The sequence below is a fragment of the Draconibacterium sediminis genome (genome assembly GCF_000949475.1).
Lineage (GTDB): Bacteria > Bacteroidota > Bacteroidia > Bacteroidales > Prolixibacteraceae > Draconibacterium > Draconibacterium sediminis.
The window spans coordinates 281,697-299,795 of the sequence record NZ_JRHC01000005.1 but is presented as its reverse complement, the minus strand read 5'-3'; the positions used below and the strand labels follow the sequence as shown (position 1 = coordinate 299,795).

Annotated in this window: 10 protein-coding genes; 6 read left to right on the top strand and 4 right to left on the bottom strand. The window is 39.8% G+C overall.

Annotation, left to right across the window (positions count from 1 at the left end; genetic code table 11):
* The first annotated feature begins 61 nt into the window (after nucleotides 1-61).
* From LH29_RS17955 to LH29_RS24020, 3 genes are all read left to right on the top strand, one after another.
* Nucleotides 62-1,093 (top strand): PAS domain S-box protein, encoded by a 1,032-nt coding sequence (locus tag LH29_RS17955; protein WP_045032435.1) that lies wholly within the window; start codon nucleotides 62-64, stop codon nucleotides 1,091-1,093.
* Nucleotides 1,044-3,590 carry a PAS domain-containing hybrid sensor histidine kinase/response regulator gene (locus tag LH29_RS24025; RefSeq protein ID WP_052671068.1) on the top strand — a complete coding sequence of 849 codons (2,547 nt, stop codon included), beginning with the start codon at nucleotides 1,044-1,046 and terminating at the stop codon, nucleotides 3,588-3,590. Before LH29_RS17955 ends, LH29_RS24025 begins: the two co-directional genes overlap by 50 nt.
* A 332-nt stretch (nucleotides 3,591-3,922) precedes the next feature.
* Nucleotides 3,923-8,503 (top strand): PAS domain S-box protein, encoded by a 4,581-nt coding sequence (locus LH29_RS24020; RefSeq protein WP_052671067.1) that lies wholly within the window; start codon nucleotides 3,923-3,925, stop codon nucleotides 8,501-8,503.
* A gap of 78 nt (nucleotides 8,504-8,581) precedes the next feature.
* On the opposite strand, the gene LH29_RS17940 is transcribed toward LH29_RS24020, so the two are convergent.
* Nucleotides 8,582-9,778: an acetate/propionate family kinase gene (locus LH29_RS17940; protein ID WP_045032433.1), complete on the bottom strand. Its 1,197-nt coding sequence runs from the start codon at nucleotides 9,776-9,778 to the stop codon at nucleotides 8,582-8,584.
* A 90-nt stretch (nucleotides 9,779-9,868) separates the two neighbouring features.
* Complete coding sequence (pta, locus tag LH29_RS17935; protein WP_045032431.1) at nucleotides 9,869-11,962, bottom strand: phosphate acetyltransferase; 2,094 nt, start codon at nucleotides 11,960-11,962, stop codon at nucleotides 9,869-9,871.
* A 298-nt stretch (nucleotides 11,963-12,260) separates the two neighbouring features.
* Between pta and LH29_RS17930 the strand changes: the two genes are divergently transcribed.
* Complete coding sequence (locus LH29_RS17930; protein WP_045032429.1) at nucleotides 12,261-13,271, top strand: DUF4421 family protein; 1,011 nt, start codon at nucleotides 12,261-12,263, stop codon at nucleotides 13,269-13,271.
* 27 nt (nucleotides 13,272-13,298) lie between these two features.
* Here the strand turns inward: LH29_RS17930 and LH29_RS17925 are convergent, their stop codons facing one another.
* Nucleotides 13,299-14,726 (bottom strand): outer membrane beta-barrel protein, encoded by a 1,428-nt coding sequence (locus LH29_RS17925; protein WP_045032427.1) that lies wholly within the window; start codon nucleotides 14,724-14,726, stop codon nucleotides 13,299-13,301.
* The gene (locus LH29_RS17920) at nucleotides 14,723-15,286 is read right to left on the bottom strand and encodes an RNA polymerase sigma factor (protein WP_045032793.1); all 564 of its coding nucleotides are present in this window, start codon (nucleotides 15,284-15,286) and stop codon (nucleotides 14,723-14,725) included. Before LH29_RS17920 ends, LH29_RS17925 begins: the two co-directional genes overlap by 4 nt.
* 690 nt (nucleotides 15,287-15,976) lie before the next feature.
* Here LH29_RS17920 and LH29_RS17915 point away from each other — a divergent pair.
* Nucleotides 15,977-17,209, top strand: coding sequence for a serpin family protein (locus LH29_RS17915; protein WP_052671065.1), 1,233 nt, complete (start codon nucleotides 15,977-15,979; stop codon nucleotides 17,207-17,209).
* Between the two features lie 48 nt (nucleotides 17,210-17,257).
* Nucleotides 17,258-17,911, top strand: a complete 654-nt coding sequence (locus LH29_RS17910; RefSeq protein WP_082063824.1) for a NigD1/NigD2 family lipoprotein — start codon at nucleotides 17,258-17,260, stop codon at nucleotides 17,909-17,911.
* Nucleotides 17,912-18,099: the final 188 nt, after the last annotated feature.

Here is an 18,099-nt window from a genome sequence, read left to right as displayed (position 1 = left end):
ATTAGCACATTAAGGTGAATGGAATTGTGCTCATTTCAAGTGTAACCATAGAAAATAAGGGATGACAAATCAGGCCGATCAAAAAATTGCACACCTCCAAACCATAATCACCGCCATACGAAAAATTCAGCATTTAATCATTTCCGGAAAAGATCCGGAAACCATATTGGAAAAAACCTGTGAAATTTTAGTTGACACTCGTGGTTATTATTTTGCATGGATCACCCTTTTCGATGAAAAGCGAAATACAAAATTTTTTACGGGAGCAGGCGCTATTTCCGTTATCAACAATATCAGGAACCAGGCTACATCAAAAGGCTTTCCCGATCAGCTTTGGCAAACACTTTCTAATACATCGGAAACCGTACATTCCGGGTTACCCGGCGAATTTCTGATAGACCTTGACACTACTGAATGGACGCCGTTTCTTGCAGAGATAAAAGATGATCAACAAACCTTAGGCATATTGTGCGTGGCTATGCCTGCAACCGACAGTAAACACCAGGTAGAAGAAGTCGGCTTAGATGATCTGGCACAAGGTCTGGCTTTTGCATTAACAAAATTCAAACAGCACAACGAATTAAAAGCCAACGAACTCCGCTATAAAAATTTGGTAGATTCCTTAAACGACGGTGTTCTTATTATTCAAGACGAGATTACCAAATTTGTAAACCAGTCGCTTTGCCGTTTAACCGGCTACACCGAGAAAGAAATACTCGAAAACCCATTCATTACACTGGTTGCCCCCGAGGAGCGGGAACTGGTAATTCAATTGTATACTAATTTTGTTACCGGAAAGTCATCACAAACGCATTATGATTCGGCGGCTGTTACAAAATCGGGAGAAACTTTCTCGGTTGAAGTAACTATTAACCAAACGGTTTACGATGATAGACCGGCAATTATGGTGATCCTTCATGATAATTCCGAGTTAAAAAAATCAATGGAGCAATTAAAGGAAAGTGAAGAATATTTTCGATTCCTTTCGGATTCGGCATTTGAAGGAATCATCGTTCACGACAGGGGCGTTATTCTTGATGTAAATGCCACGCTGCTTAAAATTACTGGTTACTCGCGCGAAGATAATTGGTAAAAACCTATTATCAGAGTTTATCGACTTAAAAGACCATGATAAAATATACAAAAGAATAAATAGCGAGGTCGTAAAACCTTATGTTCTTAAGGCCTTCAAAAAAGATGGAACCTATATACATGTTGAAATTGAGGCACGTGAAATACATTACAAAGGCAAAAAAGCACGAATTGCTGCTGTACGAGATATTTCAGAACGTTATCAGCTGCAGGAAGAAATTAAAATAGGCCGGGAAAGATTGAATCGCATTCTCGACAACCTTCCGGGAGTAGCCTATAACAGTCAGAATAATACCGACTGGACGATGAATTTTGTTAGCCGGAGAAGCTACCGGCTTTTTGGCTACGAACCCGAAGAACTTACAAACGAAACAAATGTAAAATATACAGATCTCATCCATCCCGACGACAAAGTACGCGTAAGAGAAACCATTCAGAAAGCGATTGACAATGACGAGTCGTTTGAAGCAGAGTATCGGGTATATAACAAACAAAACCAGATAAAATGGGTTTGGGAACGCGGAAAAGCATTCAATGTAAATAACGATTTTCATCTTGAAGGTTTTATAAGCGATATCACCAAACGTAAAAAGCTGGAGACAGCCAACGAGCTGTTTTTAAAGGCTATTGAAGCAAGCCCGGTCAGCATTTTTATTACAGATAAACAAGCATTTATTGAATACGTTAATCCTTTTTTCGAAAATTTAACCGGCTATAAAAAATCAGAGGTAATCGGAAAAAATCCACGTTTTCTGACTTCAGGAAATCACTCCGAGGAATTCTATAAAAACCTGCGGAAAACCATCCACTCAGGCCAAATCTGGAATGGCGAAATTCGTAACAAGAAAAAAAGCGGAGAATTATACTGGGTGCAAACCGTTATTTTTCCAATTTTTAATAATCAGGGCGAAATTACACAGTTTGTATCCGTTAGTGAAGATATTACCGAAAAGAAACAAACCTTAAAAGAACTGCATCACGCAAAAGAAAAAGCCGAGCACAACGAAGCACGTTTTAAAGCCTTGCACAATGCTTCGTTCGGAGGAATTGCTATTCACGATAAAGGATTAATTCTGGATTGCAACGAAGGATTAAGCCGAATTACTGGATATTCGTATGAAGAGCTGAAAGGAATGGATGGCTTGCTATTAATTGCTGAGGACTCCCGAAAACTGGTTAGACAGAATATTGAACAACAATACGAAAAACCTTACGAGGCTTTTGGGATTCGGAAAAATGGAAAAAGATATCCAATACGAATTGAAGGAAGGATGATTCCGTATAACAATAAACTGGTTCGCGTAGTAGAATTCAGAGATATTACCGAACAAAAGGAAATTGAAAAAGAACTGGTTCGGGCCAAAGAAAATGCCGAACAAAGCGATAAGTTAAAATCTTCTTTCCTGGCCAATATGAGTCACGAAATAAGAACACCGATGAACGGCATTTTAGGATTTACCGAATTGCTTAGAGATCAGGAATTATCGCTCCAACAACGAACTGATTTTATCGATGTAATTCAGAGCAGCGGGGAAAGAATGCTTAATACCATTAACGATATAATTGATATTTCTAAAATTGAATCGGGGATGGTTATTGCACATATGCAGGACATAAACCTACCGGCATTGATAAAAGAGCTTTACATTTTCTTCGAGCAATCGATGAAACTGAAAGGCATTACTTTTAAACTGAACGAAAACAATGGTAATCCGGTAATGCTTTTACACACCGACCCCGATAAACTTAATTCAATTCTTACCAACCTCATTCGTAACGCCTATAAATTCACCTCATCTGGCACCATCGAGTTTGGATACACAACCAGCAAGAACCACATTAACTTTTTTGTAAAAGATTCCGGTGTTGGAATACCGCAGGAAAGACAACAGGCAATTTTCGAGCGATTTGTGCAAGCCGACATTGCAGACTCGCGGGTTTTCGAAGGTTCGGGACTGGGCCTTGCCATTACAAAATCGTACACCGAAATGTTAAACGGTACAATCAGCCTTGAATCGGAAGTTGGGAAAGGAACTACCTTCTATGTTTCGCTGCCTATGCAGGCAACAATCAATTCACAACAAACCACGCCTTCTGAATTACAACTGATTGACAATGTTTTACAACAAAATAAGTTAAAAATATTGATTGCTGAAGATGACACCATATCGATTGAACTGCTAAAACTTCTGGTTCGCGATATCGCGTCGGAAATACTGGTTGCCAATAACGGGAAAAAAGCAGTTGAAATGGCCCGGAATACCCCTGACATAAACCTGATTTTGATGGATATTAAAATGCCGGTAATTGATGGGTATACAGCAACAAAAATGATACGGGAGTTCAACACATCAGTGAAAATAATAGCTCAATCGGCATTTGCACAAACAGAAGATATAAAAAAGGCACGGGCCATCGGCTGCGATGATTTTGTAACAAAACCAATTAACAGGCACCGACTGGTTGAAACAATCAACTCGCTATTTATGAACGATTAAAACTCAGCATCAATCTATTGATTAACAGACTACATAGAGTTCATATCCTGCAACCTTACTCAGGCATTTTCTTAAGGTTGAATAGACGTCAACTTTAATACCGAACTTTTAACCGGAACAAACCTCCTCCTCCTCTCTCCCGTTTACATTAACTATCCGAATATTTCCTGAAGAAGTATCACCTATTCCCTAATCTAATAATTATTTCCTCAAAGGTATTAACTCATGGTAAAAGATTATTAATACGTTCTAAATACTACCCTGTAAAAGGTTATCATTCAATTTTTTCGCTATATTACGGAACGCCTTTTCAACTAAAAGACAGAACCAGAATGATCAACCGGGATGAATCGAAAATAGAAACTTTTCAGCGTATTATTGATACCTTAAAAGCCATTAACAAAATCATTGTTGATGAAAAAGAAATAGATTCGCTTCTAAAAAAAACATGTGAGGTACTCACCCAAATCAGGGGATATTCGTTCTGTTGGATTGGGCTTTTTGATCAGAACAATAAGCTACACCAAATTGAAAGCTCGCACCACATTGCCGGATTTGAAAAATTAAAAGAACAAATATTAAACGGTAAACTTCCCGCCAATCTCACAAAAGCCATCAAAAACCAGGAGTTCTTACAAATTGACTCACCTGATAATATTTGCCCGGTTGACAATAATGGCCAGGAAAATCGCTCTTATATCGCGCCCATATCAATCGATAATAAACAACAGGGTATACTGTGTGCTTCAGTGCCCCTTGCGTATACGCAACTGCCAAAGGAAGCCGAAAATTATGTTGATATTGCAACCAGCATTGGATTTGCAATAAATGCCATTACTGAAAAAAAAGATATGGCCTGGCTGCTGGCAACATCACCCCATGGAATAATTACATTCGATCACGATTTAACGGTTGTAGGAATTAACAACAGGTTTTGCGAACTCTTTAATTGTACAGAAAAAGATATTTTAGGAAAAAATATTGCCGATTTGGTAACAAATAACCTGAACGAAAATACACATGAGAGTGCTTTTGTTGGTTTAAAACAGATTACCCGGGGTGATGACATTCGAGACATGAAATTTGTCTTGGGTGAAAAAATATTCCGCATTGAAACGCAACAATACGATTTAAAGAATTATCGAATTGCCCGTATAAAAGACATTACCAAAGAGCAGACGGAAAAAATTGAACTCGAGAAAAGTGAAAAAAAATATAAAAATCTTGTTGAAGGACTGAACGATGCCCTGTTTATACTGCAGGATGGAGTCGTTAAGTTTGTAAACAAGTCGCTGTGTAAGATATCGGGCTACACCAAAAAAGAATTGTTAAACACTCCTTATACTAAATTCATCGCCCCGTCGGAGCTAAAAAAAATTAAAGATAAACACGCCAAACGTCTTCTGGGCGAAAGAGTAAAACACATATATCAATCAAAGGCAATTCATAAAAATGGCGAAGAAATTCCTGTTGAAGTAACCATAATTCAGGTTGAATACGAAGAAAGACCAGCCTACCAGGTACTATTACACGACATTACTACAAGGCAAAATACCTTACAACAGCTTAAGGAAAGTGAAGAACGATTCCGCTTTTTGGCAGAGTCGGCGTTTGAAGGAATACTTATACACAAAAACGGAGATATTGTTGATGTAAACGATGCATTTCTTGAACTATCGGGTTATTCAAAAGATGAGATTGTGGGCCGCAATATTTTCGAGTACATGTATTCCGAGCAAGATGTAAAACGTTTAAAAAAACAGGTAAAAAATCGCAAAAACAGTCCGTACACGCTCAAGGGATACAAAAAATCGGGAGAACCCGTTTACATGGAAATAGAAAGTAAAACAATCCAGTACAACGGCGAAGAAGTTAAAATTGCAGGAATAAGAAATATTACCGAACGACAACTGCTAAACGAAAAACTGAACGAAACCAAAAACAGGCTCAATAACCTGCTAAACAATTTGCCCGGTATGGTTTACACCTGCTACAATCGCAAAAACTGGGAAATGCTGTTTATGAGCGAAGGATGTATTGCATTAACCGGTTATACTCCAAACGAGTTTATTAATAATCCGGAGTTGGACTATAACGATATAATCCACCCCGGTTTCCGCAATGAAGTTTGGGATAAAGTTCAGGAGGCAATAAAATACGATTCGGCTTTTGAAATAGAGTACAAAATAATTTGTAAGAACAAAGAAGAAAAATGGGTATGGGAACGTGGCCGAAAAGCCATACAAAATAATGAGGAGGTACTTGAAGGATTTATATCAGATATTACCGAGCGTAAAAATGCCACCAATTCAGTTCTTCAATCACAAGCGAAATACCGAACACTTTTTAAAGCTATTAACGATGCTGTTATTATTCAGGATTACGAAAAGGAAAACCATCCGATAATAGAAGTAAATAACCGCGCCTGCAAATTATACGGTTATAGCCGCGAAGAACTGCTATCAAAAACAATTAAAGACTTAGATCATTCATTACACTCCTCGTACGAAAATACCTCAGAACAGATCTATGAAACGATCCACCAAAAGGCCAACGGCTCAGCCATTCCGGTAGATATAAAGTCCAGTATCTTCCAAATTGGTAACAAACGCATGATAATGTCGCTGATTCGCGATACCAGCTTACGTAAAGAAGCCGAAAAAAAATTATCCGATTCGGAACATTTGCTGGATCAAATTCTGCAAAGCATCCCGAGCGGTTTTGTAATGATCGACGAAAACCGGAATATAGTAAGAGTAAACGATCAGACCTGTCAAATTACAGGCTACAAACAAGAAGAACTGGAAGGACAAAAATGCGCTGTAATATGCGTAAAGAAAGATCATTTAGAAGACTGTCCGGTATGTTTCATCGGCAATGAATCGTATAATGGAATTGACACTTTTATAAAATGTAAGGATGGCTCTGTAACAGCAGTTTTAAAAAATATACAAACAATAAATATTAACGGCAGGAAATTCATTCTCGAAAGTTTTCAGGATATAACCAAACTAAAAATAGCCGAACAACAATTAATAAAAGCCCGAAACCAGGCGCAGGAAAGCGAACAGAAATTTTCGACTTTTATGGAATCATTACCCGGATTTGCGTTCATAAAAGACCACGAACTGAATTATCTGTACGTAAACAGTTATATGAAACAAATCCTGAATGCCGACGATTGGATTGGAAAAAACACAAAAGATGTTCTGCACCCCGATGTTGCGAATCGTTTAGTAGAAAACGACAAAAAAGCATTTTCGCATGGACGATATAAATACGAAATAAAATATCCGGTGCATGGAAAAGGGATACGCGATTTTTTAAACTATAAATTTACCATTGGTAACGACAAAAAGCTACTCGGAGGAATATCACTGGACATTACAGAGCGAAAAAGCCTAGAAAGCAGAAATGCCATGCTGTCGAAAGCCGTTGAAGCCAGTCCTGTTAGCATTGTTATTACCGATATTAACGGAGATATCGAGTATGTAAATCCTTTCTTTGAAGAAAAAACAGGATATAAATTGCAGGAAGTTCTTTTTGAAAATCCACGTATTTTAAAATCGGGCAAACAAACAAAAGAGTTTTATGCCGACATGTGGAAAACAATTGTAGCAGGAAAAGTATGGCGCGGTGAATTCCATAACAAAAAGAAAAACGGAGAAGAGTTTTGGGAAAAAGTAATTATAACTCCACTGGTTAACGACGAAAAAAAGGTTGAACACTTTATTGCCATAAAAGAAGATATTACACACCAAAAACAAATGCTCACCGACTTACGGCTGGCGAAAGAAAAAGCTGAAGAAAGTGACAAGCTTAAATCTGCATTTCTGGCTAATATGAGCCATGAAATAAGAACGCCAATGAATGGGATTATGGGATTTACCGAATTACTAAAAGATCCTAACCTCAGCGGAGAACAACAGCATGAGTTTATCTCTATTATACAAAAAAGTGGCGATCGCATGTTATCCACTATTAACGACATAATCGATATTTCAAAAATAGAGTCGGGGCTGGTTTCTGTCGATCTGTCAACCTTCGAACTAAACTCCTTTTTAAACGAAATCAGACTATTCTTTAATCCGGAAACTGCACAAAAAAAGCTTTATCTGGAGTTTATAAACAGCAACGATTCAGTTTCGCACAAAATAAATTCCGATGCAGTAAAACTAAACAGCATACTAACCAATCTGATTAAAAATGCGATCAAATTTACAAACAAAGGAGGCATAACATTTGGCTATCAGTTTGTAAACAGTTCGATACAATTTATTGTAAAAGACACCGGCGTTGGCATTCCCAAAGACCGGCAGCAAGCCATTTTTGATCGGTTTGTACAGGCTGATTTTGCAGATTCACGAGTTTACGAAGGTTCGGGTTTGGGGCTATCCATCACAAAATCATACACCGAAATGCTGGGAGGTTCTATTCGTCTTGAGTCAGAAGAAAACAAGGGAACAACCTTTTTCGTTACTTTCCCCTATCACCAACCATTAGCTGACACTTTTTCTGCGGGTAGTGAGGAAACTGAGCTCAAATCAGTGTCGGGTAATTTAAAAATGCTAATAGCCGAAGACGATCCGGTTTCGGTTGAATTACTTAAGATGATTCTGCCAAAAACCAGTAAAGAAATCCTTGTAGCCGGAAACGGAAAAGAGGCCGTTGATGCGGTTAAAGCCAATCCTGATATTGATTTAATATTAATGGATATAAGAATGCCTTTAATGGATGGATTGGAAGCTATTGAACAGATACGAAAATTTAATAAGGATGTGAAAATTATTGCACAAACTGCCTTTGCTCAGGAACAAGACATTATAAAGGCCTTTAATGCCGGATGCAATAATTACATATCGAAACCTATAAATGCCAAAAATCTGGGATCGATAATCAACAATCTTTTCTGATTTTGAAGTAGGAAACAACAAAATAAAAAGGCGTATCCGTGACCGGATACGCCTTTTTCAATAGTATCTTTTAACACTCTATTTTATAAGTGCCAACGATTGTTTTGCAATCTCCAACTCTTCGTTGGTAGGAATAATAAGAACTTTAACTTTTGCGCCGTCCACGTTAATTTCGTGAACATCACCTTTGCGGTTCTTATCTTTTTCTTCGTCCCAGGTAATGCCAAGGTAATCCATATCCTCGCAAACCATCTCGCGAACCGTAGTTTTGTTTTCCCCTACCCCGGCTGTAAATACAATGGCATCAACCCCATTCATTGCAGCGGTATAGCTTCCAATATATTGCTTAATGCGGTAGGCATACATTTCCAAAGCCAAAATGGCAACCGGGTCGCCTTCTCTCTGACATTTTTCAATATCACGCATGTCGGTAAGTTCGGTTAAGCCTTTCATTCCACTTTCTTTGTTCAGCAGATCTGAAATCTCTTCAACCGAAAATCCTTTCTGTTGCGCCAGGTAGAAAATAATTGCAGGGTCGATATCGCCCGAGCGGGTACCCATAATCAATCCGCTTAACGGCCCCATTCCCATGGTGGTATCGATACAGGCACCAGCTTTAACAGCTGCCATTGAAGCACCGTTACCAATGTGAATGGTTATGATTTTTGCATCAGGATTTCCTAAATACTCAATCGCTTTTTCTGAAACAAATTTGTGCGATGTTCCGTGGAAACCATATTTACGGATACGCAATTCGCGGTAAAATTTCTCAGGAATAGCATATCGATAGGCTTTTTCCGGAATACTTTGATGAAAAGCAGTATCAAAAACACCAACCTGTTTTGCATTTGGAAATACTTTTTCAGCCACTTCCACGCCAATCAGGTTAGCCGGATTGTGTAGTGGAGCCAATGGGAACAATTCTTTTACTTTGGCCTTTACCTCATCGGTAATCTCAACCGTTTTGGTAAAAGTTTCGCCACCATGTACCAAACGGTGACCAACAGCCTGAATTTCTGACGGATCGCTGATAACACCAACTTTTTCGTCAGTAAGCAATTCAGCAACTCGCTTTAAACCAACTCCATGATCGGGAATCGGGAATTCTTCAACGGTCTTTTCTTCCGAACCGTTAAGGAATGTTTTGTGTTTGATCAGTCCCATCTCCAGACCGATCCGTTCTACAATACCACTCGACAAAGGCATCTCGGTGTTCATATCAATCAACTGATACTTAATAGACGAGCTACCTGCATTAATTACTAAAATATTCATTTTAAATTATATCAATTAAAGTTTTTTGGTAACAGGCAAACCCTTAGCGCTACGTGTTAACCTGTTATCGTAAAAAGTATGAATTTACTTTTAAAACCCTTCCTGAGCCTGAATAGCTGTAATTACAACGGTATTAAAAATATCGTCGACTGTACAACCACGGCTAAGGTCGTTAACCGGTTTATTCAATCCCTGTAACATTGGGCCAATTGCCAGTGCTCCGGTTTCGCGCTGGATGGCTTTATATGTATTGTTTCCGGTGTTCAAATCGGGGAAAATAAGCACGTTGGCCTGCCCTGCCACTTGCGAATCGGGCATCTTGCTCTTCCCTACACTCGGATCAACAGCAGCATCGTACTGAATAGGTCCTTCAATTTTCAGATCAGGACGTGCAGCAATAGCGATCTCAGTAGCACTGCGAACTTTATCAACCTCAACACCTGAACCTGATGTACCCGACGAATACGACAACAATGCCACTTTCGGATCGATACCGAAAGCAATTGCCGAATCGGCCGAGGTAACTGCAATCTCAGCCAGCTGCTCGGCAGTTGGACTTACGTTTACAGCGCAATCGCCCATTACTGAAACATGGTCGTCGAGACACATAAAGAACACCGATGATACCGTTTTAACACCCGGCTTGGTTTTTACAAACTGAAGTGCCGGAATAATGGTGTGTGCTGTAGTATGTGCGGCACCTGAAACCATACCGTCGGCATGCCCTTTGTAAACCATCATTGTTCCGAAATACGAAACGTCGGCCATGGCATCGCGTGCCATATCTTCAGGTATATTTTTGTGTTTACGCAGTTCGTGGTAAGTTTTCCAGTAATCTTCGTAATACTCCGATTCTACCGGATCGATGATTTTAATATTACCATTAATTTTCACACCGATTTCGGTAGCTTTGGTAATAATTTCATCGCGTCTTCCCAAAAGAGTAATATCAACCACCCCCTGATCAACCAAACTTGAAGCAGCCTGTAAAATACGAGGATCGGTACCTTCGGGTAAAACAATATGTTGTTTTTTCGATTTGGCTTTTGCCACCAGGTTATACTGGAACATATGCGGTGTTACCACATCGGTTTTGAAACTTCTGAATTTGTCGATCAGGAAGTCGGTGTCCACATATTTTTCAAAAGTGGAAATGCTTAAATCGATTTTACGTGGTAAGCCAGGGTGCAATTTTGGTTTTACATCCGATATTTTTTTGGCTGCAGTAAACGTAACATCGTCAACCAAAATAATAGGAACAATATTTGGTAAACCTTCAATCAGCCTTACAATTTGTGGCTCGAGAGCAATACCTCCGGTAACCACAATACCGGCAATACTCGGATAATTTGCCGAAGCATTGGCCTGAAGCGCCGCCAAAATAATATCGGAGCGGTCGCCCGGAGTAATGATCAGGCTGTTCTCCTCTACCCTGTCGAGGTAGTTGCGCAGCTGCATAGCACCAACATCGTAGCGGTCGGCCTGTTTGCACAACAGGTTTTCGCCAAACAGTACGGTACCCCCCAATTCGTCGTTAATTTCTTTTATGGTAGGGCTGCCCAGTTTTTTAATTTCCGGAATGATCTCAATCGAAGTGTCGGCAGGTACTACCTTGCTCAGCTCTTCGCGCATCATATCGCAATTTCCGGGTTCAACACGGTTCATAACAACCGACTGCACCACAACATCTCTTTCAGCAAATGATTTAATAGCCAGGTCGATATTGGCAATGGCACTACCCATGTTTCTATCTTTTGCCGAGCTAACCAAAATGGTAGGAATCGATAGGTTTTTGGCAAACTCAATATTCAGATCCAACTCAAAAGTAACGCCCTTATTGTCGAAATCCGATCCTTCAACCACAACCACATCAAACTTCTCTTTTAGCTGTTTGTAGCGATCGATAATCTGATCGATCAAACGCGCTTCCTGCCCCATGTTTTTGTACTTAACAACCTGCGACATGGTAAAACCATAAGCGTCTTTGTACTCCATATCGAGGTTAAAATACGATATCATGGTTTCGATGTGATTATCGTGAACTCCCTTTGGATAATCGTTAATGATTGGCCGGAAATACCCGACCTTTGTTACTTTTGAAAGTAATACTTTTAAAACACCCAGCGTAACAAGCGATCTTCCTGTGTTACTTTCGGTGTTTGTGATATAAATTCCAGTTTTCATTCAAAAATTTTAAAAACTCTGTATATTAATTATTTTCTAATGTAACGAACACCATTGGGTTATTTGATGAATCGTCCAGGTTGCGTTGAATAGTTGGCAAAAGTATAAAAGAAATTTTCTTGTCACCCAGCAGTTGTCTTAATTAACTGTTAACAGCGCAAAATTTCACATTTCGTTGAAATTAACACCTGACAATCATCATATTGACAAAAACTGTGTCTTGGATAGTATCCGGCCAGAACTGGTACTCACAGGAAGATTGTTTCCTAAATATCAGCGAAATGATTATTTTTCAATCATGAAACTGATCTGCACTTTTCTCTTTTCCGGTTTTCTGTTTTTGAACGGTTATGCCCAAAAAGAAGAGAACAAAACTGCAACCGGGAAAAACGCTTTTATTGAAAAACACAAACAACAACTGGCCATAAAACTTTCGTTTACCAACAACACCGAATTTTTTCAGATTTACCAGCAAAACCAGGGGTACACAATAAAACCAAACACCTCGATAAAAACCAACCTGATTTTTAGTTACCGGGCTTTTTTGTTTGGTATTGGATACAGCCCCAGATTTATTCCCGGAAACGACGATGAGCAGCAAAAAGGCCGATCGAAAATATTCTGGACAGGAACAAATGTAAATCTGCCACACTGGACACAACACCTGGAATACACCAAAATAAAAGGCTTCTATTTTCACAGCAGCTCGAACCTTTTGCAAAGCGGAAGCAAGGATGCCAACTACACAAAATTGCCCGATTTAAATTACACCCGTATTTCGGGTTACACCGCCTATAAATTGAATCCGAATTTCTCTTTTTCTGCTATCGAAACACAAACCGAAAGACAGCTAAAAAGTGCAGGAAGCCTTGTTCCAACTTTTGTTTACAGGTATTATATTATTGATGACAAAAAGGAACTTTCACCAAATAACAGCTCGCAAAAGAGTAATAACCTTTCGCTTAGCCTTCAATTGGGCTACTTTTATACCTGGGTGGTAAACAAAAGCTTTTTTGTATCGGCAGGTGCTGCAACAGGCGGAGGCATAATTCACACCAACCTTGAAACCCGCTTTTATACAACCCGCTACAAAACAATTACTAATTATGCCGTTTTCAGAGCAAAAGCAATGCTTGCTGCGGGGTATAATGCCGACCGGTTTTTTACAGGAATACAATTAACGGGTAATCTTGAAGAATACAAACAACAAAAAACAACTGCTACTTTAAACGAGAATTTTCAGTTTCAGCTTTATGCCGGGTACCGCTTTGATGCGCCAAAATTCCTTCGTAGTATTTTCATTGAATAAAAGGCATTTTCCGCTCAGATTCGCGTACTAAAACTCATAATAAACTCCGGTGTAAAAACCAATCCGGTACGGACGATAATTAACATCGGGGTTCGAGTTTATCGAAGAAAGGTAATAATTCAGGCGAGGCTCCAGCGCAAACGAGAAGTGTTTCCCCAATGCATAATTAACTCCAACCCCAAGTGTTCCCGAAAAATTAAGCGTTGAGATATCGGCAGTACTTCCAATGTTTTGCACACCGTAACTATTATCGAGATAGGCATTGTTGCCAATTACAAATCCGGCGTTTATTCCACCAAGCAGTTCTACACCTATTTTTTTGTCGAGCACGCTATAACGCAAATACAGCGGAACTTCCACAAATTCGAATACCTGCGAGAACTCACCATCAGAGTACAATCGTTGTGCTGTAACATCGTTTGAGTTTTCAAGGTTTGCCGAAATATTGGCTCCCCGTGGTGTACTTTTCATTTCAATTACACCGGCTGTGCTGTTCATGGCAATTCCTCCCTCGCTTCTTCCGGTTTGCACCAGATTTGAAAAGCCCGTATTCATTCCATCGTATGCTGCATCGGGTGCTGCCCCATAAAGCATGTCTTTGTCTGATGCAAACAGATTAAATGAGTTATCGGCTTTTTGGCCGTCCTTCGCATAATAAATTCCACTCTCAACACGCAGGCGTTTACCGGTTTTGTACTGCACCGAAATACCACCGCCAATATTACTTCCGCCATTATCGCTTTCGTAAGTCATATTTTGGGCATACGAATCGTTGTGGCTGGCCGAGTGCGACGAATATCCCGGAGAAACCTGGGCTCCGATAATCCATCCGTGCTCCTGCTGTTTTTGTTCGTTTAAGTTTCGCAGGTTGGCAGCAATCAGCATTTCATCGGCAGTAAAACGTTCTTCAATTTTTGTTTCATTACTCTTTTCTACTAATGAAACATTGGATTGATTTGCTGCAAATATGGCCTCAATACGCTCTAACAAGCTGTAGCTTTCAGCTGAACGTGTTGCTATAAACTGTTCGGTTTCAGACTCATTTTGATCAACAGCACGTTCGCCTTCTGCCAGCATTCTGGTTTCCGATATTGTTTTGTTCGTTTTCGTATCTGTTGTATTTATATCCTGCGCTCCGGCCAGTTGGTCAACTTCTATTTCAATACCTTTATCTTGTGGCAAAACTGCAGGTTCCTGCGTTTTTTCGGGTGCCGGTTGTTGCTCAGCCATAGTTGGCTCTTCAATAACAGTTTTTCCGCTAAAGTACCACCCGGCAATAAAGGCCAGTACAACAACTGCCGCTGCCGATATCCAGCCGGCATAAACCCTACGGCGCTTTTTCCGCTGCCCATCGAGTTGCGACTGAATACTATCCCAAACATGCGACGGTGGCGCAGCCGAAAAACCATCAAGCTTTTCTCGGATCGAATCGTCAATATTTAGTTTTTTACTCATCCGGCTGTATAATTACTTGTTTTCTCAATATCTCCATAAAGTTCTTTTACCCGGCGTTTCAAAATATCTCTGGCGCGTGCCAGGTTCGATTTTGATGTGCCCACGGTAATTTTCATCTCTTCACTAATTTCCTGGTGGTTCATTCCTTCAATTACAAAAAGGTTAAAAACCATCCGGTAACGAGGTGGTAGCTGCTGTATTACTGCAATTAATTCTTTTGCTGAAATTCCGGCCAGAATATCATCCGACACATTTTGCCCCTCGTAAATACTTACATCCTCTACCGGATGCATAACATGCTGTTTCCTGAATTTCTCTAACGAAACATTTACCATTATCCTCCTTATCCACCCTTCCAAAGAACCTTCGTGCCTAAAGCGGCCAATATTCTGAAATACCTTTATAAACCCTTCCTGCAGGTTATCTTCGGCTTCGGTACTATCTTTGGCATAGCGCAAACAAACCCCAAACATTTTTGGTGCAAATAGTTGGTATAATTGTTCCTGTGCACGTTTATTTCCCGAAGCACAACCGTTTATTATTTTTTTCAGGTCTTCCAAAATTTTTCGCAAATAACACCCAAAAGTACTGATAAAAACGAATTGGCTTTCATCTTTCTTTTGGCATCTGCTGTAACTGTCAGTTCTCTCAAGCTAAAATCACTGGTTAGATGTGTGCTTTGTTAAAAAGGTTGCGTTGAGTTGGAAATTCTTTATGCAAGCCATTAATTTTGTTGCTATTTATTTTCGCACTAGGCGGAATGGACGAAAAAAATCATAAAAATGCTCCCCGACACGTGTCGGAATGAAAATAAACTATAGAATTTCATCTCGACGGCTGTCGGAATGAAAATCAGCGGTCAGTTTTTATCCTGACAGCTGTTGAGTAATTAAAAAATCATCAGAATGCTGCTCGACACACGTCGACATGAAAAAAAATCATTGAATTTCATCTCGACGGCCGTCGGAATGAAAATTAGCGGTCAGTTTTTATCCCGAAAGCTGTCGAGTAATAAAAAAGATAGCAGAATGCCGCTCTACACGCGTCGGCAAGAAAAACGGCAATGAACTACCCAATGAAGAGTAAACCAGGTCTCCCGATGGCTGCGCATCGGGATCAGTTCGACTGTATAATTTCAGTTCTCCGTCTGCTGACGGATTCTGAAATTAGAGTCTCACTGATTTAACATTTGTTACGCAACCTTAACTTGCCTAAACACATCTATAATGTAAATTTGTTAAACCTTTATTATGAGAACTTCATTTCCGATACTTTTAGTTTTGTTTCTTTTGATTGCCGGTTCGTGTAATCAGGATGATATAACAGTTCCAAAAACAATTACTCTCGATGAAAAATCGGTTGAGTTAATTGAAGCGGAAAACGAATTCGGGCTGGAACTTTTTCAGAAAATTTATGCCGGCGAAGAAGAATCCGATAATATTATGGTATCGCCATTAAGCGTAAGTTTGGCACTGGCCATGACCTACAACGGAGCCAACGGCGAAACCAAAACAGCCATGGAAGAGACATTGAAAGTTTACGGATTAACGCCCGAAGATATTAATGAATCGTATGCATCGCTTGTGGCTGCATTAAAATCGCTCGACCCGAAAGTTATACTCGAAATTGCCAATGCAATATATTATCGCGAAGGATTTCCGGTTGAAGAAGACTTTGTTGCCACTAACCAAAATTATTACGAGGCTGAAGTTGAAGCTCTTGATTTTGGTTCGTCGCAGGCACTGAATACCATTAATGATTGGGTGGCTGATAAAACCCATGATAAAATTGATAAGATAATCGATAACATCAGCGGCGATCATGTTATGTTTCTACTGAATGCCATTTATTTTAAAGGAATATGGCAGTCCGAATTTGACGAAGACGCCACCGAAGAACTGCCTTTTTATCTGCAAAACGGCTCGACGGTACAAGTACCTACCATGAAAAAAACCGAATCACTGCCATACTATTCTAATAATGTATTTCGGGCTGTAAAACTGGCTTATGGTGCCGGCAACTACAATATGTTCGTTTTTCTTCCGCACGAAGAAAATTCGCTTGAAGATATCGTAAATGAACTGGGCGTTAATAGCTGGAAAAGCTGGATGGAAAGTTTTAGTGACACAGTTAATATCGACTTAAAATTGCCGCGCCTTAAATACAAATACGAGATAATGTTAAACGATGTACTCTCCGATATGGGCATGGGAGTTGCGTTTGGTGATGGTGCCGATTTTACAGGAATCAACAAAGGTGGAGGTCTTAAAATTGATTACGTAAAACATAAAACCTTTATAGACGTAAATGAAAAAGGCACCGAAGCTGCTGCGGTAACTGTTGTAGCAGTTGTTGTAACCTCTGTAGGACCAAACAATATGCAGTTTAATGTAAACCGTCCGTTTTTATATGCTATTACCGAAAAAGACTCGGATGCCATCCTATTTATGGGAACTGTTAAAAACCCTAAAAGTGAAGAATAAAGTGAAATAAACGCAAACGACCTGCGTTATACATAAAATTAAAAAGCCATGAAACGATTAATCGGAATACTATCTGTATTTCTTATTGTATTTACCAGTTGCCAGGATGATGAACTGATGTCGTTTGACGCAAAAGGTACCGTAATTGATTATGCCGGTGCCGGCGATTGTGGTTTTATCATTGAGCTCGATAACGGCCGCAAAGTTCAGCCCTTGTACTACCCCGATGATTTTACTTTTTCGCAGGGACAACGTGTGCTGATTTCTTACACCGAACTTAATAACGTTTATATAAGCTGCGACCAGGGCGTGCCTTGCGAGGTTACCTACGCCGAAGAATTGTCGTGCTCGCCTTATGTTGACCTTTATTTTGAGAATTACGACAGTCTGGCCCGCGACCCTGTGCATTTGCACGAAGCCTACATGGATGGCGATTGCCTGTATTTTAAACTATCTTACAGCGGAGGTTGTGTGGATCACACCATTGATTTGGCGCGGATGCATCCATGGACAGCCAGCAGCTCAACGGTTCCTACTTTTGAGATCAGGCACAATGCCAACGGCGATTTGTGCGAAGCCTGGTTCACCCGCGAGTTTCGTTTCGACTTGTCGGATTTAAAAGCCGAAGGAAAAACCGAATTTGTACTTACCGCCAAACTTATCGGCGACGAAGTGTACAACAAAATATTTCAGCTAGATTAGGTATTCCACTAATTTTGCTGCTTAGTTAGTTCTCCAAAGGGTTGGTTGTTAAACCAGCCCTTTTTTTTTTGCTTGACCTGGATTATAACTTTCCTTGCTAAGCTGCCCAACTAAGGACCCTTGTATACACATCCTTTTCCCAACCTCTTACATTCTTCATTATCACTATTCAAAAAATATCGAAATCA